Genomic DNA, 20,428 nt, shown 5'->3' with positions numbered 1-20,428 from the left:
CCTCCTCTTGTGCAGACAGCACATAAGCGCCGCTTGAGCCCCGCTTATCGGGGCTTCGCCTGCCTGGCTTGTTCCGACAATGACGCAAATCCTTCCGTCATTGCGCCATGGACTCCAGCCAAGACAAAAGCCTTCCCGCTACCGAACGCAAACTGCAGAAAACGCGTTCTGACGGCCAGGGTGCGCGCTCTCGGGACCTGTCGCACCTGGCCATCCTGGGCACGGGCGCGCTGATGATGCTGATGGGCGCCGAGCCCCTGATCCAGCACCTGCGCATGGCACTGGCCCAGCAATTGGCCTTCGACGCGCACACGGCCAAGACGCCGGCCCTGATGATGGAGCGCATGCTGTCCATGGGCAGCCTGGGCCTGAAGATTTCCCTGGTCGTTGCCGCCGTGACCACCGGTGCGGCCCTGGTGTCGGGCATGCTGGCCGGCGGCTGGATCCTGAGCCTCAAGCCCATCCAACCGCAGTTCAACCGCCTCAATCCGCTGTCGGGCCTGACCAACCTGTTTTCCAAGCAGCAGATGGTGACCGTGGTGAAGATGGTGGTGATGACGGCCATCCTCTCCTTCGTGGCCTGGAAGTTCCTGAGCGGCCATCTCGCCGAGATCGCCGCCATCTCCTCCCAGCCCTCGGCCATGGCGCTGTCCATGACGGGGCAATGGCTGGCCAGCGGCGTGGCCCTGCTGCTGCTGGTGGTGTTCCTGATGGCCGTGATCGACGTGCCGCTGCAGGCCTACCTGTTCAAGTCGCGCCTGAAGATGAGCCACGAGGAAGTCAAGCAGGAGCACAAGGAATCGGACGGCAACCCGCAGATCAAGAGCAAGATCCGCCAGAAGCAGCGCGAGATCGCCGACCGCGCCAGCGTCAACGCCGTGCCGCGCGCCGATTTCGTGGTCACCAACCCCACGCACTACGCCGTGGCCCTGCGCTACGACGAAAAGACCATGGCCGCCCCGCAGGTCATCTCCAAGGGCACGGACCTGGTGGCGCTGAAGATCCGCGAAGTCGCCGGTGCCCACAAGATCCCGGTGCTTGAATCCCCCATGCTGGCGCGCGCCCTGTACGCACACGCCGACCTGGACCAGGCCATTCCCGCCGCGCTGTACACGGCCGTGGCCCAGGTCCTGGCCTATGTCTACCGCCTGAAGGCCGCGCTGCGCGGCGAAGGCCCCATGCCTGGCGATCTCGGCGAACCCGTCGTGCCCGCCGAACTCGATCCGCACCAGGGCCGCCGCGCGCCAGGCGCCGCCGCGACCACTGAAGGTACTGCTCCATGACGACGAATCCGCTCCAATCCCTGCAATCGATGTGGTCGAGCGAGAACGCCAAGTTCGCTCAGGGCCTGATGGCGCCGCTGCTGGTGGTGGCCATCCTGGCGCTGATGGTGCTGCCCATTCCGCCGTGGCTGCTGGACACCTTCTTCACGCTGAACATCGCCGTGGCGCTGATGGTGATGATGGTGGCGGCCTACATGATCCGGCCGCTGGACTTCGCGGCCTTCCCGTCGGTGCTGCTGCTGACCACGCTGATGCGCCTGTCGCTGAACGTGGCCTCCACCCGCGTGGTGCTGCTGGAGGGCCACACCGGCCCCGGCGCGGCCGGCGCGGTGATCGAGGCCTTCGGCCACTTCCTGATCGGCGGCAACTTCGCCGTCGGCCTGATCGTGTTCGCCATCCTGGTGGTGATCAACTTCGTGGTGATCACCAAGGGTGCCGAGCGTATCGCCGAAGTCTCGGCCCGCTTCACCCTGGACGCCATGCCCGGCAAGCAGATGGCCGTGGACGCCGACCTGAACGCCGGCCTGATCGACGAAAAGGAAGCCAAGCGCCGCCGCGCCGAGGTGCAGGAAGAGGCCAATTTCTTCGGCTCCATGGACGGTGCCAGCAAGTTCGTGCGCGGCGACGCGGTCGCCGGCATTCTGATCCTGGTGATCAACATCATCGGCGGCTTCGCCATCGGCATGATCCAGCACGGCCTGTCGGCCGGCCAGGCCGCCGACAGCTACATCCTGCTGGCCGTGGGCGATGCGCTGGTCGCGCAGATCCCCGGCCTGCTGATCTCGGTGGCCGCGGCCATGGTGATCTCGCGCGTGGGCAAGGAAACCGACATGGGCCAGCAGATCGCGCAGCAGCTGTTCATGTCGCCCAAGGTGCTGGGCATCACGGCCGGCGTGCTGGGCCTGCTGGGCGTCATTCCGGGCATGCCCCACGTCGTGTTCCTGTGCACGGGCGCGCTGCTGGGCTGGCTGGCCTGGATGCTCTCGCGCCGCCAGCAGGAACGCGCCTCCCAGCAGACCCAGGCGCCCGCACCCGTGGCCGCGCCCAGCGACGGCGAAGCCACCTGGGACGACCTGCAGCCCGTGGACCTGCTCGGCCTGGAGCTGGGCTACCGCCTGATCACCCTGGTGGACAAGGGCCGCCAGGGCGACCTGCTGACCCGCATCAAGGGCGTGCGCCGCAAGTTCGCCCAGGAAGTGGGCTTTCTGCCCCCGGCCGTGCATGTGCGCGACAACCTGGAGCTCAAGCCCAGCGCCTACCGCATCACCCTGCGCGGCGTGATGGTGGGCGAGGGCGAGGCCTTCCCCGGCATGTTCCTGGCCATCAATCCGGGCGGCATCAGCACCCCGCTGATCGGCACCCAGACCACCGACCCGGCCTTCGGCCTGCCCGCCCACTGGATCGACGAACGCCAGAAGGAAGCGGCACAAATGGCAGGCTTTACCGTGGTTGATTCGGAAACCGTGATGGCCACCCATTTGTCACACTTGATGCAAGTGCATGCCGCCAAGCTGATCAGCCGTACCGAGACGCAGCAGTTGGTGGAGCATGTGGCCAAACTGGCTCCCAAGCTGATCGAAGAAGTCATTCCGAAAATGGTGTCCATCACGACGTTCCAGAAAGTGCTCCAGCTGCTGCTGGAAGACTCGGTGCACGTGCGTGACATCCGCACCATCATCGAGACGCTGGCCGAGCATTCCTCGACAACGCAGGACCCTGTCGAGCTGGCCCGCCGCGTGCGCATTGCGCTGTCGCCGTCCATCGTCCAGCAGATCTACGGCCCGACCCGCGAGCTGAACGTCATCGCCATCGAGCCCGGACTCGAACGCCTGCTGGTGCAGGCCCTGTCCAACCCCGGCTCCCCCTCACTGGATCCCGGCGTGGCCGAGATCCTCACCCAGAAGGCGGCCGACATGGCCAACCAGCAAGAAGAGCTGGGCCTGCCTGCCTGCCTGCTGGTTCCCGATTCCATCCGCAATTCCATTGCCCGCCTGGTGCGTCGCGTGGCGCCGCGTCTGCAGGTTCTCGCCCACAGCGAGATCCCCGAAACGCACACCATCCGCATCGGCTCGATTCTTAAAGGTGCATCCGCATGAACATCAAACGCTTCTACGCCCCCACCTCCCGCGAGGCCCTGGCCAAGGCGCGCATGGCTTTCGGAGCGGGCACCCTGATCCTGTCCAACCGCAACACGCCCGATGGCGTCGAGGTCATGGCCACGGCCGAGGACACGCTGGAACACAGCAAGGCCGCTGCCAGCAGCACGCCGCTGCAGCAGGCCATCGAGCGCCGCTCTGCAGAGGAAACCACGGGCCTGCGCCCGCAGGTGCAGGCCAAGCTGATCCAGGCGCAGACCCAGCCGCGCACGGCGCAGCCGGCAATGCAGGCCGCACAGGCGGCTCCGTCGCGTGCTTCCCAGGCAACGTCGTCGGCGATAGCGCAGGCCATCTCGCAGGCAGCCTCGCTGTCGGCAGAAGGTGCCGAGCCGGCCGGCCTGCGCCAAAGCGTGCAGGAAGACACCGAACAACTGGCCATGAGCACCCTGTCCTTCCAGGACTATGTGCGCGAACGCATGCTGCGCCGCCGCCACGAGGCCGGCGTTGACGAGCCGCTGCCCAGCTTTGCCCAGCGCCGCAGCCTGGGCGACGCCCTGCGCGAAGCACCGGCTGCCGCGCCCACGGCTGCACAGCAGCCGTTCAAGGCACAGCCCGCACCTTCCGTGGCCCGCCACAACCCGCTGCGCGCCAGCGCCGAAGCGCCGCTGCGCGAGACCCTGCGCAGCGAGCCCGCACCGACCATGGCCTCCCAGGCACTGCGCGATGAGCTGCAGTCCGTGCGCGACCTGATCGAAGAGCGCTTCAACACGCTGACCTGGCTGGGCCAGACGCGCCAGAACCCCATCCACGCCAACCTCACGCACAAGCTGATCCGCGCGGGCTACTCCCCCGTGCTGGCCCGCGCCCTGGTCGAGCACATGCCCCAGGACCTGTCCGCCGGCGACGCCGTGCGCTGGCTGATGCAGGTGCTGGAACGCAATCTGCGCACCGACGCCGACCAGGCCCCGCTGTACGAGCAAGGCGGCGTCTTCGCCCTGGTGGGATCCACCGGCGTGGGCAAGACCACGACCACGGCCAAGCTGGCGGCCCTGTGCGCCGCCAAGTACGGCGCCGCCAGCGTCGGCCTGATCACCCTGGACACCTACCGCGTCGGCGCCCACGACCAGTTGCGCTCCTACGGCCGCATGCTGGGCGTGGTGGCCCACCTGGCCCATGACCGCGCCGCGCTGCAGGACCTGCTGGGCCTGCTGGCCAACAAGCAGCTGGTGCTGATCGACACCACGGGCGTGGCCCCGCGCGATCCGCGCAAGGACGAGATCCTCGACCTGCTGGACCTGCCCGGCATCCAGAAACTGCTGGCCGTGAACGCGGCCGGCCAGGGCGATGCGCTGGACGATGTGATGCAGGCCTTCAAGGCGCGCGGCTCCAGCCAGGCCATCCTCACCAAGGTGGACGAGGCCGTGAAGCTGGGCCCTTCGGTGGACACACTGATCCGCCACCAGATGCAGCTGCGCGGCGTGACCAACGGCCAGCGCGTGCCCGAAGACTGGGAACGCGCCGATGCGCAGCAACTGGTGTCCGCCTCCATGCGCGCCGCCACCCGCTCCGCCTTCGATCCCAAGGCGCTGGACCTGGACTTCTTCTTCACCCCGTCCAGCCCCAGCACGGAAGGCGAGATCCACCATGCTTGAAACCTTCCCCCAGCTGCACCAGGGCCTGGGCCTGCACGGCCAGCCCGGCGCCGCCGCTCCCATGGGCCTGCGTGTGCTGGCCATGCTGCGCGACACGGCCAACGACCCGCAGGGCCAGGCCGAACAATCCCTGCTGTGGCCGGTCTGCGCCAGCCTGCAGCGCCTGGGCCTGCCCGTCCTGGTGCTGGACGCCAGCCAGGGCGAGTCCCCGGATGCACCGGGCCTGGCGCAGCTGCTGCAGCAAAGCGCCTGGCAGGCCCGTACCGGCCTGCACCCCGATCCCCGCCACAGCTCGGTGGCCGTGCTGCCGGCGCGCCAGGGCCTGGATCTGCTGCCCCAGCAGGCGCGCCAGGCCGGCATGACGCCCATGCAATGGCTGCAGCGCCACGTGCGCGGCTACGCCATCGTCATGCTGTATGCCAATGCCGACACGCTGGCCAGCAACCTGGCCGGCCAGGCCGTGCACCCGCTGATGGTGCTGCCCGAACAAGGCACCCGCGTGCTGGGCTGCTACCGCCAGCTCAAGCAGCTGGCAGTGCATGCCGGCCTGCGCTGCCTGCTGGCGCCGCTGCTGCCCAGCGCTGATGACCTGGGCGTGACCAGCTACGATTGGCGCCGTGGACAGACCGGCGCCCGCAGCCAGGCCGAGGATGCGCAACAGCTGCAATCCCAGATCGACGCGCTGATGCGCTGCGCGCAGCGCCACCTGGGCCATGCGCCGGGACTGCTGCCCGTGCGCCTGCACCATGCACCGGACTTGCAGCGCCTGGCGCTGCAACTGCTCAACCATGCGGGCAGCGTGTTGCCACATGGCGGCCAGGATCTGGCCGCCGGCTTCGCGCCGCTGCCCGCATCCCATGCCTGGAGCCACTGACTGCCATGTACACCGCCAAAGGCCAACTCGACCGCGATGCACTGATCCGTCGGCATGTACCTCTGGTACGCCGGATCGCGCTGCACATGATCGCCAAGCTGCCTCCCAATGTGGAGCTTGATGATCTGATACAGGTCGGAATGATCGGCCTGGCCGAAGCCCTGTCCCGCTTCGAGAGCGAGCAGGGCGTGCAATTCGAGACCTTCGCCAGCCAGCGCATCCGTGGCGCCATGCTCGATGAGCTGCGCGAAGGCGACTGGATGAGCCGCAGCTCGCGCAAGAGCCAAAAGGACATCGAGCACGCGCTGCACCGCCTGGAACAGCGCCTGGGGCGCACGCCGCTGGAATCCGAGATCGCCGACGAACTGGGCATGGACCTGGACGACTACCAGTCGCTGCTGGGCAAGGTGCGCGGCACGCAGCTGGTGTATCTGGAGGACATGTCGGGCGGCGACGAGGGCGAGGACTTCCTCGAACGCCACGTGGCCGACAGCGGCGCCGATCCCTTTGCGCTGCTGCGCGACCACCGCCTGCGCGTGGCCCTGGTCGAAGCCATCAAGGCCCTGCCCGAGCGCGAGCAGTACATCATGGGCATGTACTACGAGCACGACATGAACCTCAAGGAAATCGCCGCCGTGCTCGGCGTGACTGAATCGCGCGTGTGCCAGCTGCACAGTCAGGCGATTGCGCGCTTGCGTACGAAGATGCGGGCGCATTGACTGGGAGCACCCCCTGAGGCGCTTGCGCGCCTTCCCCCTCTCTACTTGCTTCGCAAGGGAGGGGGACGACACCCTCGCGGCGGGGCGGCCCTTGCTCGGTGTCCCGCGCTTTGGGGCGCGCCGGTTTTTGGCGCCGTGCGCCTGGTCTGATCTGGATTTGCGGGGCGATGCCGATCTTCTCCGCCGTCTCCCTTCCCTGCCCCATTCCCTTTTCTATGCGCTGCCGCGCATGGCCTGGACTTCGCGCTCGAAGATGCGCCAGAAGGCGGGTTCCTGCGTGGTGGCGAAGTTGATGCGCATGCAGGTGCTGGGCTGGCGGCCGGCGTGGAACATGGCGCCGGGGGCGATGAAGTAGCCGGCGTCCAGCAGGCGCTGGGCCAGGGTTTCGGTGTCCACGCCGGTGTCCACCCAGCCGAACATGCCGGCCGGCTCGGCCGCGAAGCGGGCGCCGGCCTGCTGGGCCAGTGCCACGCTGCGCATTCGGGCCTGGGCCAGGTGCTGGCGCAGGCGCTCGGCATGGCGGCGCAGCTGGCCCTGGTCCATGCAGTGGGCCAGGGCGCGTTCCATCAGCGAGGGGGTGGTGAGCGTGGACAGCAGCTTGGTGTCCACCAGGCGCTCCACCAGGGCGGGCGGGGGCGCCAGGTAGCCCACGCGCCAGTTGGGCGCCAGCAGTTTGGCGAAGCCGCTGACATAGATGCTGTGGCTGAGGCGGTCCAGCACGGTCATGCGCGCGGCGTGGTCGGGCGCGATCTCGCCATAGGTATCGTCCTCCACCACGTAAAAGCCGAATCGCCGCGCCAGCTGCAGCACCTCGTGGGCGCTGGCCGGTGACAGGCTGTAGCCGGTGGGGTTGTGCAGCACGCTCACGCTGACGTAGAGCTTGGGTGCGCAGCTTTCGCAGTAGCGCTGCATCACGGCCAGGTCCGGCCCGTCGGGGCCGCGCGGCACGGGCAGCACGCGCATGCCCAGCGATGCCAGGCGCGCGAATTCCACGGCCCAGCCGGGCTCCTCCACCATCACCGGGTCGCCCGGCTGCAGCAGGGCGCGGCTGACCACGTCCAGCCCATGCGTTGCGCCCATGGTGGTGATGATGTGCTGCGGCGCCGCCGCAATGCCCAGGCGCGCCAGGCGCCGCGACAGCGCCTCTCGCAGGCCGATGTCGCCCAACGGGTCGCCATAGCCCACGCAGGAGTCGTGCAGGGACTTGCCCGAGCAGGCCTTGCGCATGGCTGCCGCCAGGAAGCCGGCCTCCAGCCACTCGGCCGGCAGCACGCCCGCCCCGGGCTGCGGCCTGCCGCCCACGCTCTGGTGGAACATGCCGCGCACCAGCATGGAGGCATTGATGCGCGTGCCCTTGGGCACGCCAGGGGCCTCCTCGGCGGGGACCGCACGGGCCTGTTCGGGCTGCAGCAGCGGCGCATCCTGCACGAAGTCGCGCACGAAGAAGCCGCTTTGCGGCCGCGCCTCGACCAGGCCCTGGGCCTGCAGCAGGTCATAGGCGGCCACCACCGTGTGCGTGCTCACGCCCTGCTGGCGCGCGCATTCGCGCACCGAAGGCAGGCGTGCGCCCGCAGGCAGCAGCCGCATGCGGATGCGCTCGCCCAGGCGTTCGGCCAGCTGGGTGCTCAGGGTCTGCGGCGCCAGCCGCGAGAGGGGAACGGTCATACGGAAACGGGTGTGAACGGCTGCAAACGGCTGCGAATGGGTCACCAGAAAGTCACTGTATCGGGATAGGCACCAATACAGAACATGCAATTGAGGGTCCAACTGTATTGGCACTGTACAGGTCTTGCACCTATATTTCATGCATTCGTGCTGCGGAGAAGGCCTGCCGTGCCCTCCTCCCCAACAGCCCCTGCCGCCTGTATGGAGACCTTCGGGGCCACCGCCTCATGCCACCGTCCGAACTCACCGCCTTGCTGCTGCTCGCCGCTTCCATGAGCTTCAGCCCCGGTCCCAACACCACGCTGTCCACGGCCCTGGCCGCCAACCACGGCCTGCGCCCGGCGCTGCGCTTCGTCCTGGCCGTGCCCGTGGGCTGGTGCGTGCTGCTGGTGCTGAGCACGGCCGGCGTGGGCGCGGCCATTGTCGCGGCGCCGCTGCTGCTGTGGCTGGTCAAGGCAGCTGGCATCGGCTACCTGCTGTGGATGGCCTGGCGCCTGAGCCGCAGCGCGCAGATGGCATCGCTGCAATCGCCGCAGCAGCTGCAGGTGGGCTTCTGGCAGGGCGTGGGACTGCAATTCGTGAACATCAAGGCCTGGCTGCTGGCCCTGGCCATCGTGGCCGGCTGGCTGGCCGGGCGCGACGACCTGACCGAGCGCCTGACCGTGGTGCTGCCCGTCATGGCCGCCTATGCCTTTTTCAGCAATCTGCTGTATGCCTGCGTGGGCGCACTGCTGCGCCACTGGCTGGCCCAGGGACGCAGGCTGCTGTGGTTCAACCGTGCCATGGCGGCCATGCTGGCGCTGACGGCGATATGGATGGTGGCCGCATGAGGGTCCTCCACCCACGCCCAGGCAAAGGCCGTACTGGCCTGCCCAGCTATTGAAGGGAGGATGCGCAGACCCTTCACGCCCGCGACAAAATACCCTCATTGCCGGCGCAAGAGCGAGCGCACTATCCGCACTCCGCTCTTCACATGCGGCCGGCCCGTGCCCCACGACGGCATGGCAATCCATACCAGCCCGCCCGCATGGCGGGCACCGCAAAGACCTAGAACTGCTTTTTTTATGACGACCTGGACGCTGGCAGACCGTGCTGCCAAGATGAACCCCTCCGCCATCCGCGAAATCCTCAAGCTCACCGACCGTCCCGGCATCATCAGCATGGCGGGCGGCCTGCCCTCGCCGCTGGCCTTCCCGCTGGACGAGTTCACCCAGGCCTGCCAGACCGTGATGCAGCGCGATGGCGCCTCGGCCCTGCAGTACGCCACCAGCGAGGGCTTCGCGCCCCTGCGCCAGGCCGTAGCCGACTTCCTGCCCTGGGAAGTGGACCCCGACCAGGTGCTGATCACCACCGGCTCGCAGCAGGCGCTGGACCTGATCGGCAAGGTCTTCCTGGACCGTGGCAGCCGCATGCTGGTCGAAAAGCCCACCTACCTGGGCGCGCTGCAGGCCTTTGCACCGCAGGAACCGATTCCCGTGGGCGTGGACAGCGATGACGACGGCATCCTCGTCGAGGACTTCGCCGCCAAGGCCGGCACCGGCGCCGACAAGGCCCGCCTGGCCTACGTGCTGCCCAACTTCCAGAACCCCACCGGCCGCACCATGGCCGAGGCACGCCGCCAGGCCCTGGTGGACAAGGCGCGCGAACTCAACATCCCGCTGATTGAGGACAACCCCTACGGCGACCTGTGGTTCGAGCAGGCCCCTGCCCTGCCGCTGGCCGCGCGCAACCCCGAAGGCGTGATCTACCTGGGCTCGTTTTCCAAGGTGCTGGCACCGGGCCTGCGCATCGGCTTCCTGGTGGCGCCCAAGTCCGTCTACAACAAGCTGCTGCAGGCCAAGCAGGCGGCCGACCTGCACACGCCGGGCTTCAACCAGCGTGTGGTGTCCGAGGTCATCAAGGACGGCTTCCTGGACCGCCATGTGCCCACCATCCGCGCCATGTACAAGCGCCAGCGCGACGCCATGCTGGCCGCGCTGGAACGCGAAATGGCCGGCCTGGACGTGCAGTGGACCCGTCCCGTGGGCGGCATGTTCCTGTGGGTTCGCCTGCCCAAGGGCATGGATGCGCAAAAGCTGCTGCCCGCCGCCGTGGAACGCGGCACGGCCTTCGTGCCCGGCGCGCCGTTCTATGCGGACGAGCCCCAGGCCAACACGCTGCGCCTGTCCTACGTGACCGTGTCGGCCGAGCAGATCGACAAGGGCATCGCCGCCCTGGCCGACGCCATCCGCTCACAGCTGTCGGCCTGATACGCACAGCCCCGGCTGTTCCCTGAAAGCCGGCTTTGCGCCGGCTTTCTTCATCCTGCATTGCCCATCGCACCCCTGCCCCTTGCCATGACCTCCACCGCCGCACCCCGCCAGCGCCCCTTCATGACCGTGGATGTGTTCACGGCACGGCCCTACCTGGGCAATCCGCTGGCCGTCGTGCTCGACGCCACCGGGTTGACCGATGCGCAGATGCAGTCCTTCGCGGCCTGGACCAATCTGTCCGAGACCACCTTCGTGCTGCCTCCCACCGAGGCGGGTCGCGCCGCAGGCGCCGACTACCGCGTGCGCATCTTCACGCCGGGCGGCGAGCTGCCCTTTGCCGGCCATCCCACGCTGGGCAGTTGCCATGCCTGGCTGGCGCAGGGCGGCGTGCCGCAGCAGGCCCAGCGCATCGTGCAGGAATGCGCCAAGGGGCTGATCGGCATCGAGCGCCAGGACGGGCGCCTGGCCTTCCAGGCACCGTCCACCGACATCAGCGACGTGGAGCCCGGCCTGCTGGATGACGTGGCGGCCGCACTGGGCGCAGAACGCGGCCAGATCCTGCGTGCGGCCTGGCTGGACAACGGCCCGCGCTGGATGGGCGTGCTCTTCGAGCATCCCGACCAGGTGCTGTCGCTGGAGCCCGACCATGCAAGGCTCAAGGCGCTGAACACCAAGGTGGGCGCCTGCGCGTTGTACGAAAGCGCGCAAGATGCACCGGCACTGATCGGCCGCAGCAGCCGCGAGGCCCGCGCCTTTGCCACGGGCCAGCGGCCAGCCGCAGCCGAGGCGGATGCCGCCCCCAGTCTGGAAGTGCGCGGCTTCGCCAGCCCCGTCGGCGTCACTGAAGACCCCGTCACCGGCAGCCTCAACGCCAGTCTGGCCCTGTGGCTGCGCGGCGAAGGACTGCTGCATGCGCCCTACATCGCCAGCCAGGGCTGCTGCGTGGGGCGCGACGGGCGCGTCCACGTCAGCGAGGACGCGCAGGGCGCGCTGTGGATAGGCGGCCATGTCGTGGAATGCGTGAGCGGCCAGGTGCTGTTGTAGAGCCTGCCGGGTTGCCGGAATCTGTCGCCAAGGCGGCAGCCAGTCACCCGCAGGACAAACGCCAGCGCCGGCGCTGGCCACAATCCGCGCCATGGGAACCCTCTATCTTGTGCGCCATGGCCAGGCCTCGTTTGGTGCCGAAGACTACGACCAGCTCAGCGAGCGCGGCACTGCGCAGTCGCAAAGGCTTGGGGCCTACTGGCGAGAGCGCGGCCTGCGCTTCGACGCGGTCTACACGGGCACGCTGCGCCGCCATGCGCAGACACTGGCCGGCATCGCCGACGGCCTGGGCAGCCTGCCTGCCGAGCAGCACCGCACCCAGGCGCTTGCAGGCCTCGATGAATACGACAGCGGCGCGCTGCTGCAGGCCATCCATCCGGCGCCCCTGCCCAAGCCCGACACACCCGAGCTGTACCGCCACCACTTCCGCCTGCTGTGCGATGCCCTGGCCCAGTGGATGGCCGGCACCATCAGCCCCAAAGGCATGCCCAGCTGGGATGATTTCTCGGGCGGCGTGCGCCAGGTGCTGGAGCGCGTGCGCCACGAGCATGCCGACGAAAACGTGCTGCTGGTCAGCAGTGGCGGCCCCATCTCCACGGCCGTGGGCCATGTGCTTGGCACCTCGCCCGAGGTCACCATTGCGCTGAACATGCGCATCCGCAACAGCGCCGTGACCGAGTTCACCACCAGCCCCAAGCGCCTGATGCTGCAGACCTTCAACACGCTCAACCACCTGGACACAGACCAGCACCGCAGCTGGATCACGCACGCCTGATACGGCACCGGCAAGGCTGTCACACAGCTATCGCGGCAAGGCATAGCAGCCAGAACACGGGCGCTCTGGGCCGGCCTGCGCTTTTGCGCCAAACTCGCCGGCCAGGAGACAAAAGACCCATGAACAAACGCCGTTTCACGCGCAGCGCCCTGGCCTGCGCGGCCCTGCTGCTGGCCGCCATCACCAGCCAGGCCCAGCCCCTGTCGAACAAGCCCATCCGCATCGTCGTGCCCTTTGGCGCAGGCGGCGTGGCCGACGTCACCTCGCGCGTCGTTGCGCAAAAACTGGCCTCGCAGCTGGGCCAGCCCGTCATCATCGACAACAAGCCCAGCGCAGGCGGCATCGTCGCGGCCGACACCGTGGCCAAGTCCGCGCCCGACGGGCACACGCTGTTCCTCATGTCCAACGGTAGTGCCGTCACCGTGGGGCTGTTCAACCAGCTGCCCTTCGACATGGTCAAGGACTTCACGCCGATATCCACCCTGGGCTACTTCGACATCGGCGTGCTCACCGCAAGCGACTCGCGCTTCAAGAACCTGGGCGAGCTGGTGGCCTGGGCCAAGGCCAACCCCGGCAAGCTCAACATCGGCAGCATCGCCATCGGCAGCACCCAGCACCTGGCAGCCGAACTGTTCAAGACCACCGCCGGCATCGACGCCCAGATCGTGCCCTTCAACGGCACCCCTGCCGTGGTCACGGCCCTGCGCGGCAAGCAGATCGACGCGGCCGTGGAAATCCTCACGCCCATCATGGGCCAGATCAACTCCAAGGCCGTCAACCTGCTGGCCATCACCGGCGACAAGCGCTCGGCCCTGCTGCCCGGCGTGCCCACGGCCCAGGAGTCAGGCGTCAAGGGCTTCGTCGCCTCCTCCTGGAACGCCCTGGCCGCCCCCGCCAAGACGCCCCCGGAAATCATCGCCCGCCTGAACAAGGAAATCGCCGCCGCCGTGAACTCTCCCGAAGTCACGCAGAAACTGCGCGAGATGAACGTCCAGGCCCAGTCCAGCACGCCCGAGCAGACCGCGCAATTGCTGCAGTCGGAAATCAAGCGCTGGGGCGACGTGATCGTCCAGGCCAAGATCCCGAAACAGTAAAAAAGGCCGAGCGCAGCGAAGGCCCGCAACAACTCCCCGTATGTCAGCGCCTGCGTCGTGGCGGTTGCGGGGTTGCAGTCCTGCCGAAGGACAGGACTGCTTCGTCATCTGACTCGCCGTGATGTTTGAACGTAGCGCGCAGCGCGAAGAGAGTTTCACGGCGAACCCCGCAACCGTCACGGCACAGGTGGCCCCGCAGCGAAGCGAAGGGGTCGCGGACATCCGAGTCGCCTTTGCTTTGCCTACTTTCCTTTGGCGAAACAAAGGAAAGTAGGTCGGCCGCCGGGCCGACTCCCGGCCTCGAAAAACCACCACCCGGCAGGGTCCAAAAACGACCCCGCAACAAACCTACAACGGCTCCGGCGCCCGCCCCACAGTATCCGCAGGCAGCGCAACCATCTCGGACAACAACCGCACCAGCCCCCGAGCCGAAGCCTCCACCATCAAGGCCCCCCGCTCGGCCGTAGCCCCGGCTGCATTGCCGACGGCGCCACAAACGTTGTAGTCCTCGATGGCCCAGCCCATCTTGGCGCTTCGCCCATTGCCCAGCAAGGCATGCCGCTGCGCCCTATCCTCCGAAGTGGAATGAAAGTCCCGCGCATGCTCCATGCGCACGGTCTCCGGCGCCAGGTGCAGCATCATCGACGTCTCCACCTCGCCGCCATGGATGCCGAAGCGGTGCTCATGCGCGCTGAACTGCGCATTGGCCGCATCGTCCACCAGTCCGAACCAGCTGCTGCTGTAGACCAGCAGGCCATGGCGCATGCGCAGCTCGCGCGCCACGATGTCCATCACGCTGACCTGTCCGCCATGGCCGTTGAGCAGCAGCAGCCGGCGCACGCCGGCGCGTGCCACGCAGGCGCCCAGCTCGGTCCACAGCGCGATCACCGTGGCGGGCGACAGCGTCAGCGTGCCGGCAAAGGATTGGTGCTCCACGCTGAAGCCGATGTTCTGCGGGGGAAGGAACAGCGCGGGCAGCTCGGGCGGCAGCAGCGGCAGGGCCGCATCGATCACGCCCTGCAGCAGGCGGGCGTCGACGTACATCGGCAGGTGCGGGCCGTGCTGCTCCACGGCAGCCACGGGCAGCACGGCGATGGTTTCGGCAGCCAGGCCGCTGGCCTGGGCCTGCGCAAAGTCGCGTGCAGAGGCCTCGGCCCACCAGCGGGAAGGCCAGGCGCCGGGGGATATCTGTTCGGGCGGGGAGTCTTGCATGGCCCGATATTAGGGCCATCCATGGGCTGCCGGAGCCCTCCTCACTCGGCCTTGAAGTTGGATTCCTTGACGATGCGTTTCCAGCGCTCGTTGTCCGACTCGATCAGCCGCGCGAACTCCTCGGGCGTTCCCCGGCGCGGCACATAGCTGTAGCTGCGCAGCTTGGCCAGCACGTCGGGCATCTGCATGACCTTGTCCATCTGCTGCGCGAGCTGGGCCACGATGTCGCGGGGCGTGCCCTTGGGCGCCAGCAGGCCTGACCAGGAACTGAAGCCCATGCCGTCCACGCCGGCCTCCTTGATGGTGGGCACCTGGGGAAAGACTTCGGCGCGCTGGGGCAGCAGCACGGCCAGGGCCTTGACCTTGCCCGTGCGGATCATCTCCACCGAGGTGAAGGAGTCGAACGAGAAATCCACCTCGCCCGCCACCACGGCCTGCATCTGCGGCGCCGTGCCCTTGTACTGGGCGTTGACGATGCCCGGCGCGCCAATCACCTTCTTGAACTGCTCGGTGATCAGCGAAATCATGCTGCTGCCTGAGGACACGCTCAACGGCTTGCCCTGTTTGGCCATGGCGACCAGCTCCTGCAGGCTGTTCACGGGCAGGTCCTTGCGTGCGATGAGGACGAAGCCCACGTCGCACAGATGGCTGATGGGCTCGAAGCTGGACAGCGCCTCGTAGCTGGTCTTGTAGAGCACAGGGCTCAGGGTCTGCGCGCCGGCCGTGTTCATCAGCAGGGTGTAGCCGTCAGGCGCGGCGCGGGCGGCCAGTTCCGTGCCGATGACGCCGTTGGCACCGCCCTTGTTGTCCACCACGAAGGACTGGCCGGTCAGCTCCCCGAGCTTTTGCATGGCCAGCCGCGCCACCACGTCGGTGGTGCCACCGGCGGGAAAGGGCACGATCACGCGCACGGACTTGTCGGGATAGGCAGCGGCCGCGCTTGCGTGCTGCGGCAGTCCCCAGGCTGCGGCCGCTGCCGCGCCAGCGGCCAGGAAGTGGCGGCGAGATGTCTCCTGCATGTCTTGTCTCCTTGTGTTGCTCTATCCCGGATGGGTGGCCGGTCCATGATGGGCAACGGACATATCGCCTGTCCAATACCAAGCGCCTATGCAACGATACCTTTTGCCAATCGTCCTGCAGCAGGCCACAGGCGATCTCTCTGGACGGCCCGCTACCATCGCAGCCTGCAGCCGGGGGAACCAAAGACCATGCCCCTGGCTCCCACAGTCCGCCATGCCGCACCATCCACCTCTTCGCCACACTGCCCCCCAGCACCTCGCCTTCTGGCTCCTCGCCTTTTTCCTTGCCGCCGCCAGCCTGCTTGCCCCCCCTGCCGGCGCGCAGCTGCGCCTGAAGACCGGCAGCGGGGCGGCCGCGGCCGTGGACACGCCACGCGTGCGGGCCGAGCTCGTGGCCCAGGCACCCGAAGGCGTTCAACCCGGACAGACGCTGTGGCTGGGCCTGCTGATCACCCACCAGCCCGAATGGCATACCTATTGGAAGAACGCCGGTGATTCCGGCCTGGCCACCGAGCTGAACTGGCAGCTGCCTGCAGGCCTGACGGCGGGCGAGATCCAGTGGCCCGTGCCCGAGGCGCTGCGCGTGGGCCCCCTGCTCAACTACGGCTATGAGGGCCAGGTGCTGCTGCCCGTGCCCGTGCAGGTGGCCGCCGACTTCAAGCCGCCCGCGTCCGGCATGCTGGACCTGCGCCTGCATGCGAATTGGCTGGTCTGCCGCGTGGAGTGCATTCCCGAGGAAGGCGATTTCCAGCTGCAGCTGCCCGTGCAGGGCAGCACGGCAGGCCAGGGACAGGCCTTCACCCAGGCCTGGGCGCTCAAGCCCCAGGCACTGTCTGCGCCAGCCCAGGCCAAGGTGGTGCCGGCCAGCCAGCCTGCCGCACAAGGCAGGACGCCCGACGAGCGCGTGCAGCTGCGCATCGAGGGCCTGCCGGAATCCCTGCAGGGCCGTACGCTGGACTTCTATCCCGAATCTTCCGACACCTTCCACCACGCGGCAGAACTGGGCAAGGACTGGCAGCAGCATTGGGACGGCGCGGCCTGGGTGGCCGAGCTGCCCCTGTCCGACATGCGTGGCGAGACCCCGGCCAAGCTGCCCGTGGTCCTGGCCTTGCCACCCGTCGAGCGCGCCGCAGCGCTGGAGCAGGGCCAGCCCGTGGCCTGGCGCGCCGAGGCCCCGGTCGAGGGCCGCTGGACGGCTGCCGCCATGGCCAGCGTTTCCCCCGCACTGGCCGCCGCCCTGGCGGCCAACCAGGCCGCTGCGCCTGCTGCCAGCGCCACCAGCCTGTGGATGGCCCTGCTCGGTGGCCTGGTGGGTGGACTGATCCTGAACCTCATGCCCTGCGTCTTCCCGGTGCTGGCCATCAAGATCCTGGGCTTTGCACGCCATGGACAGGACCGCCGCGCCCAGCGCCTGGGCGGGCTGGCCTATACGGCGGGCGTGGTCCTGTCCTTCCTGGCCCTGGGCGGACTGCTGCTGGCGCTGCGCGCGGCGGGCGAGCAGCTGGGCTGGGGCTTTCAGCTGCAGTCACCGGCCATCGTGGCCCTGCTGGCAGCCCTGTTCACGCTGCTGGGGCTGAACCTGGCAGGCCTGTTCGAGTTCGGCTCCATGCTGCCCGGCCGCTGGGCTGCGGCCCATGCGCGCCATCCGGTGGCCGATGCCTTTCTGTCCGGCGTGCTGGCCGTGGCCATTGCCTCGCCCTGCACGGCGCCGTTCATGGGCGCCTCGCTGGGCTTTGCCATCGACATGCCGGCCCTGCAGGCGCTGACGGTGTTCGCCGCCCTGGGCCTGGGCATGGCCCTGCCCTATCTGCTGGCCAGCTTCGTCCCCGCCGTGGTGCGCTGGCTGCCGCGTCCGGGCGCCTGGATGGATACCTTCCGCCGCGCCATGGCCTTCCCCATGTTCGCCACCGTGGTCTGGCTGGTCTGGGTGCTGGGGCACCAAAGCGGCATCGACGCCGCCACCGCGCTGCTGGCCCTGCTGCTGGCCTTCAGCGCCCTGGTCTGGACGCTGACGCTCAAGGGCCGCACGCGGGCCGTGCTGGCCACGCTGGCCGTGGTGCTGGCAGGCGCGCTGCTGGCCACCACCGCGCCCCTGATCACCACGCCTGCCCAGGCGGAGGGCACGGGCACGGTGTCCGCTGCAGGCGAGCGCTGGCAGCCCTGGTCGGCCGCCCGCGTGGCCGAGCTGCAGGCGGCGGGCAAGCCCGTGTTCGTGGACTACACGGCCGCCTGGTGCGTGACCTGCCAGGTCAACAAGCGCACCACGCTCAACCATGAGGAGGTGCTGGCCGCCTTCGACCAGCACGGCGTGACCCTGCTGCGCGCCGACTGGACGCGGCGCGACCCGGCCATCACCGCTGCGCTGCAGCAACTGGGCCGCAGCGGCGTGCCCGTCTATGTGCTGCATGCGCCGGGCAAGCCCCCGGTGGTGCTCAGCGAGCTGCTATCGAAGAGCGAGGTACTGGGGGCGTTGGCCGCGCTTTGACGGCACGCCCTCCTGGGACAAACCCCGATTTTGGGTAGGTCCCAGGCCTACATTTGTTGCAGCGCACGCCGTCCTAGACTGGATGCATCCGGGGAATACCGCAATCCGAACGCTAGGCGCCGCGGCTGCCGCCCGACTCCGGAGACCCGCCCGCGCGGCAACTGCCCGCCCTGCACGACACAGGAGGTGGGCCATGCATGCACTGATCACCCATTCGCACCCTTCGGGGGTGCACCATCGTTCACGCGGCAAGGGATTGCTGCTGGCGCTGGGGCTTGCCAGCCTGGCCGTGGCGGGGATCGTCCTGCCCTTTGTCTGGGACCTGCTGGGCTTCGTCAACGGATTGCCCAAGATGGGATGGCTGCAGTCCATCCTGGCGGTCTCGCCAGTGTTCAGCTGGCTGATGATGTTCGCCTGGGGCTTGGCCGTTCCCGTGGCGCTGATCTATGCGCTGTACCACCCGCAGACCCATCCCTGGGGCAATGCCGCCATGGTGGCGGGCGCCATGTTCATCGCCGTCACCTGGTACGTGCACATGCCCGCCGCATCGCAGTGCACGGCGATGTACCCGCAGACCGGCATGGCCTGCTCGGTGCTGCAATGGGGCTTCAGCATGAGCCTGGGCGTGGCAACGGCGGCCTATGTGTTCCTGGTCTTCATGATTGCGCTGTCCTCGCTGGGCCTGCTGGCCGAATGCGTTGCGCGCAATGAGCCGCCCAGGCCCTGAATCCGCAGGGTCTTGCGCAAGCGTCCCGGCCGCCGATTTTTTGCCGCCGGGCCGCCCCAAGGCAAAAAGCGGCCCCCTCGGGGGGGCAGCGGACCTTGCGCAGCAAAGGGAGTGGGGGCTTCTTTTATAATGGCCGCTGGGTGTCCAGACCGCATGGGGCGGCAGGACAGGTGTTGATAGCGCAGGTCGGGCCGCCTGCGCACCGGGGCCGCAAGGCCCCTTTGCTGCTTTGCACATGAACACCTGCACGACCCCGCGGCCGTCCGGCCCGCGCACGCCCCTTTTCCTGTCTTTCGCCGATCGCGTCGGCGCCTTCCTGTCCCGCTGGTCCCATGCCGAGGCTGCGGGCGGCATCGTGCTGCTGCTGGCAGCGGCCGCCGCCCTGCTCTGGGCGAACTCCAGCTGGGCCGGCTCCTATGAGGCGCTGTGGCACACGCCGCTGAGCGTGGGCCTGGGCCCGTGGCAGCTGTCGCAATCCCTGCATTTCTGGGTCAACGATGCGCTGATGAGCGTGTTCTTTCTCGTGGTCGGCATGGAGATACGCCGCGAGATGCATTCCGGCGCACTGGCCCAGCCGCGCCAGGCGCTGCTGCCCGTGATGGCCGCGCTGGGCGGCGTGGTGGCGCCGGCCCTGATCTTCCTGGCCTTCAATGCCGCGCCGCCGCTGCGCAATGGCTGGGCCGTGCCCACGGCCACCGACATCGCCTTTGCCATGGGCGTGCTGGCCCTGCTGGGCCGGGGCCTGCCGCCCGCGCTGCGCGTGTTCCTGCTGGCGCTGGCCATCATCGACGACCTGGTGGCCGTGCTCATCATTGCGCTGTTCTATTCGGGCGGGCTGCAGTGGGACCAGCTGCTGGTGGCCGCCGCCGGCCTGGCCGGCGTGTTCCTACTGCAGTCGCTGGGCGTGCGCCGCGCCTGGGCCTATGTGCTGCCGGGCGCCGTGCTCTGGTGGGGCATCTGGCAGACCGGCGCCCATCCCACGCTGGCCGGTGTGGTGCTGGGTCTGGTGACGCCCGTGCACGCACTGGCAGGCCGCGAAAGCGCAGCGCCCGTGGAGCGTGTGCAGGAGGACCTGCATCCCTGGGTGGCCTTTGGCGTGATGCCGCTGTTTGCGCTGGCCAATGCCGGCGTGCCGCTGCAGGGGGCGGGCACCACTGGCATTGATGTGGCGGGCACGTCGGCCGTGATGTGGGGCGTGGCCCTGGCCCTGGTGCTGGGCAAGCCGCTGGGCGTGCTGCTCAGCTGCTGGCTGGCCGTACGCCTGCGGATGTGCGCGCTGCCGCCGGGCATGGGCTGGGGCGACGCGCTGCTGGCCGGCCTGCTGGCAGGCATTGGCTTCACCATGGCCATCTTCATCGCCACGCTGGCCTTTGACAGCGAGGCCCTGCTCAATGCCGCCAAGCTGGGGGTACTGATGGCGTCGGCCACGGCCGCCGTGCTGGGCCTGGCCTGGGGCCTGGTGCTGCGCCGCCGCCATGCTGCGGCCGCGACAGTGCAGCCGGCCTGATCCGCATGCGCTGCGTACACTGCG

At 68.6% G+C, this 20,428-nt stretch carries 16 protein-coding genes; 13 read left to right on the top strand and 3 right to left on the bottom strand.

Going from position 1 to position 20,428, the window contains the following annotated elements; genetic code table 11:
• Nucleotides 1–107: 107 nt before the first annotated feature.
• From DELCS14_RS02710 to DELCS14_RS02690, 5 genes are read left to right on the top strand one after another with little or no spacing between them, the layout of a single operon-like run.
• Entirely contained in the window at nt 108–1,283 is a 1,176-nt protein-coding gene (locus DELCS14_RS02710; protein WP_013800346.1) for an EscU/YscU/HrcU family type III secretion system export apparatus switch protein, read from the top strand.
• On the top strand, nt 1,280–3,379 hold the full coding sequence (flhA, locus tag DELCS14_RS02705) for a flagellar biosynthesis protein FlhA (protein ID WP_012202531.1): 2,100 nt from the start codon (nt 1,280–1,282) through the stop codon (nt 3,377–3,379). Before DELCS14_RS02710 ends, flhA begins: the two co-directional genes overlap by 4 nt.
• Nucleotides 3,376–5,031 (top strand): flagellar biosynthesis protein FlhF, encoded by a 1,656-nt coding sequence (gene flhF / locus DELCS14_RS02700; RefSeq protein ID WP_013800345.1) that lies wholly within the window; start codon nt 3,376–3,378, stop codon nt 5,029–5,031. Before flhA ends, flhF begins: the two co-directional genes overlap by 4 nt.
• A complete protein-coding gene (locus DELCS14_RS02695) occupies nt 5,024–5,905 on the top strand; it encodes a hypothetical protein (RefSeq protein ID WP_013800344.1) in 882 nt (293 codons plus the stop codon). The genes flhF and DELCS14_RS02695 overlap by 8 nt, the downstream gene beginning before the upstream one ends.
• 5 nt (nt 5,906–5,910) lie before the next feature.
• Complete coding sequence (locus DELCS14_RS02690; protein ID WP_012202528.1) at nt 5,911–6,624, top strand: RNA polymerase sigma factor FliA; 714 nt, start codon at nt 5,911–5,913, stop codon at nt 6,622–6,624.
• A 213-nt stretch (nt 6,625–6,837) separates the two neighbouring features.
• Here the strand turns inward: DELCS14_RS02690 and DELCS14_RS02685 are convergent, their stop codons facing one another.
• Nucleotides 6,838–8,289 (bottom strand): PLP-dependent aminotransferase family protein, encoded by a 1,452-nt coding sequence (locus tag DELCS14_RS02685; RefSeq protein WP_034398015.1) that lies wholly within the window; start codon nt 8,287–8,289, stop codon nt 6,838–6,840.
• A 227-nt stretch (nt 8,290–8,516) separates the two neighbouring features.
• Between DELCS14_RS02685 and DELCS14_RS02680 the strand changes: the two genes are divergently transcribed.
• The 5 genes from DELCS14_RS02680 (at nt 8,517) to DELCS14_RS02660 (ending at nt 13,454) form a co-directional block, all read left to right on the top strand.
• The gene (locus DELCS14_RS02680; protein WP_013800342.1) at nt 8,517–9,119 is read left to right on the top strand and encodes a LysE family transporter; all 603 of its coding nucleotides are present in this window, start codon (nt 8,517–8,519) and stop codon (nt 9,117–9,119) included.
• 234 nt (nt 9,120–9,353) lie between these two features.
• The gene (locus DELCS14_RS02675) at nt 9,354–10,538 is read left to right on the top strand and encodes a PLP-dependent aminotransferase family protein (RefSeq protein ID WP_013800341.1); all 1,185 of its coding nucleotides are present in this window, start codon (nt 9,354–9,356) and stop codon (nt 10,536–10,538) included.
• A gap of 87 nt (nt 10,539–10,625) precedes the next feature.
• Entirely contained in the window at nt 10,626–11,585 is a 960-nt protein-coding gene (locus DELCS14_RS02670) for a PhzF family phenazine biosynthesis protein (protein ID WP_013800340.1), read from the top strand.
• A gap of 91 nt (nt 11,586–11,676) precedes the next feature.
• Entirely contained in the window at nt 11,677–12,360 is a 684-nt protein-coding gene (locus DELCS14_RS02665) for a histidine phosphatase family protein (RefSeq protein WP_013800339.1), read from the top strand.
• Between the two features lie 119 nt (nt 12,361–12,479).
• Nucleotides 12,480–13,454 carry a tripartite tricarboxylate transporter substrate binding protein gene (locus DELCS14_RS02660; protein ID WP_013800338.1) on the top strand — a complete coding sequence of 325 codons (975 nt, stop codon included), beginning with the start codon at nt 12,480–12,482 and terminating at the stop codon, nt 13,452–13,454.
• Between the two features lie 348 nt (nt 13,455–13,802).
• Here DELCS14_RS02660 and DELCS14_RS02655 read toward each other — a convergent pair whose 3' ends face one another.
• Both DELCS14_RS02655 and DELCS14_RS02650 read right to left on the bottom strand, forming a co-directional pair.
• On the bottom strand, nt 13,803–14,666 hold the full coding sequence (locus tag DELCS14_RS02655; RefSeq protein ID WP_013800337.1) for a creatininase family protein: 864 nt from the start codon (nt 14,664–14,666) through the stop codon (nt 13,803–13,805).
• 41 nt (nt 14,667–14,707) lie between these two features.
• Complete coding sequence (locus DELCS14_RS02650) at nt 14,708–15,685, bottom strand: tripartite tricarboxylate transporter substrate binding protein (protein ID WP_013800336.1); 978 nt, start codon at nt 15,683–15,685, stop codon at nt 14,708–14,710.
• A gap of 214 nt (nt 15,686–15,899) precedes the next feature.
• Here DELCS14_RS02650 and DELCS14_RS02645 point away from each other — a divergent pair, with 214 nt between their 5' ends.
• The 3 genes from DELCS14_RS02645 to nhaA all read left to right on the top strand — a co-directional run bounded on the left by DELCS14_RS02645 (nt 15,900) and on the right by nhaA (nt 20,404).
• A complete protein-coding gene (locus DELCS14_RS02645) occupies nt 15,900–18,170 on the top strand; it encodes a thioredoxin family protein (RefSeq protein ID WP_013800335.1) in 2,271 nt (756 codons plus the stop codon).
• Nucleotides 18,171–18,363: 193 nt separating this feature from the next.
• Complete coding sequence (locus tag DELCS14_RS02640) at nt 18,364–18,897, top strand: hypothetical protein (protein WP_013800334.1); 534 nt, start codon at nt 18,364–18,366, stop codon at nt 18,895–18,897.
• Between the two features lie 235 nt (nt 18,898–19,132).
• Nucleotides 19,133–20,404 carry a Na+/H+ antiporter NhaA gene (gene nhaA, locus DELCS14_RS02635; RefSeq protein ID WP_013800333.1) on the top strand — a complete coding sequence of 424 codons (1,272 nt, stop codon included), beginning with the start codon at nt 19,133–19,135 and terminating at the stop codon, nt 20,402–20,404.
• Nucleotides 20,405–20,428: the final 24 nt, after the last annotated feature.

This window comes from Delftia sp. Cs1-4, from assembly GCF_000214395.1.
Taxonomy (GTDB): Bacteria; Pseudomonadota; Gammaproteobacteria; order Burkholderiales; family Burkholderiaceae_C; genus Comamonas; species Comamonas acidovorans.
This window is presented reverse-complemented; position numbering and strand designations above follow the sequence as displayed.

What these genes read in the sequence shown, in the direction of transcription:
- DELCS14_RS02710 (WP_013800346.1), top strand. Translation starts at nt 108, where the DNA reads ATGGACTCCAGCCAAGACAAAAGCCTTCCCGCTACCGAACGCAAACTG.
- flhA (WP_012202531.1), top strand. Translation starts at nt 1,280, where the DNA reads ATGACGACGAATCCGCTCCAATCCCTGCAATCGATGTGGTCGAGCGAG.
- flhF (WP_013800345.1), top strand. Translation starts at nt 3,376, where the DNA reads ATGAACATCAAACGCTTCTACGCCCCCACCTCCCGCGAGGCCCTGGCC.
- DELCS14_RS02695 (WP_013800344.1), top strand. Translation starts at nt 5,024, where the DNA reads ATGCTTGAAACCTTCCCCCAGCTGCACCAGGGCCTGGGCCTGCACGGC.
- DELCS14_RS02690 (WP_012202528.1), top strand. Translation starts at nt 5,911, where the DNA reads ATGTACACCGCCAAAGGCCAACTCGACCGCGATGCACTGATCCGTCGG.
- DELCS14_RS02685 (WP_034398015.1), bottom strand. Translation starts at nt 8,289, where the DNA reads ATGACCGTTCCCCTCTCGCGGCTGGCGCCGCAGACCCTGAGCACCCAG.
- DELCS14_RS02680 (WP_013800342.1), top strand. Translation starts at nt 8,517, where the DNA reads ATGCCACCGTCCGAACTCACCGCCTTGCTGCTGCTCGCCGCTTCCATG.
- DELCS14_RS02675 (WP_013800341.1), top strand. Translation starts at nt 9,354, where the DNA reads ATGACGACCTGGACGCTGGCAGACCGTGCTGCCAAGATGAACCCCTCC.
- DELCS14_RS02670 (WP_013800340.1), top strand. Translation starts at nt 10,626, where the DNA reads ATGACCTCCACCGCCGCACCCCGCCAGCGCCCCTTCATGACCGTGGAT.
- DELCS14_RS02665 (WP_013800339.1), top strand. Translation starts at nt 11,677, where the DNA reads ATGGGAACCCTCTATCTTGTGCGCCATGGCCAGGCCTCGTTTGGTGCC.
- DELCS14_RS02660 (WP_013800338.1), top strand. Translation starts at nt 12,480, where the DNA reads ATGAACAAACGCCGTTTCACGCGCAGCGCCCTGGCCTGCGCGGCCCTG.
- DELCS14_RS02655 (WP_013800337.1), bottom strand. Translation starts at nt 14,666, where the DNA reads ATGCAAGACTCCCCGCCCGAACAGATATCCCCCGGCGCCTGGCCTTCC.
- DELCS14_RS02650 (WP_013800336.1), bottom strand. Translation starts at nt 15,685, where the DNA reads ATGCAGGAGACATCTCGCCGCCACTTCCTGGCCGCTGGCGCGGCAGCG.
- DELCS14_RS02645 (WP_013800335.1), top strand. Translation starts at nt 15,900, where the DNA reads ATGCCGCACCATCCACCTCTTCGCCACACTGCCCCCCAGCACCTCGCC.
- DELCS14_RS02640 (WP_013800334.1), top strand. Translation starts at nt 18,364, where the DNA reads ATGCATGCACTGATCACCCATTCGCACCCTTCGGGGGTGCACCATCGT.
- nhaA (WP_013800333.1), top strand. Translation starts at nt 19,133, where the DNA reads ATGAACACCTGCACGACCCCGCGGCCGTCCGGCCCGCGCACGCCCCTT.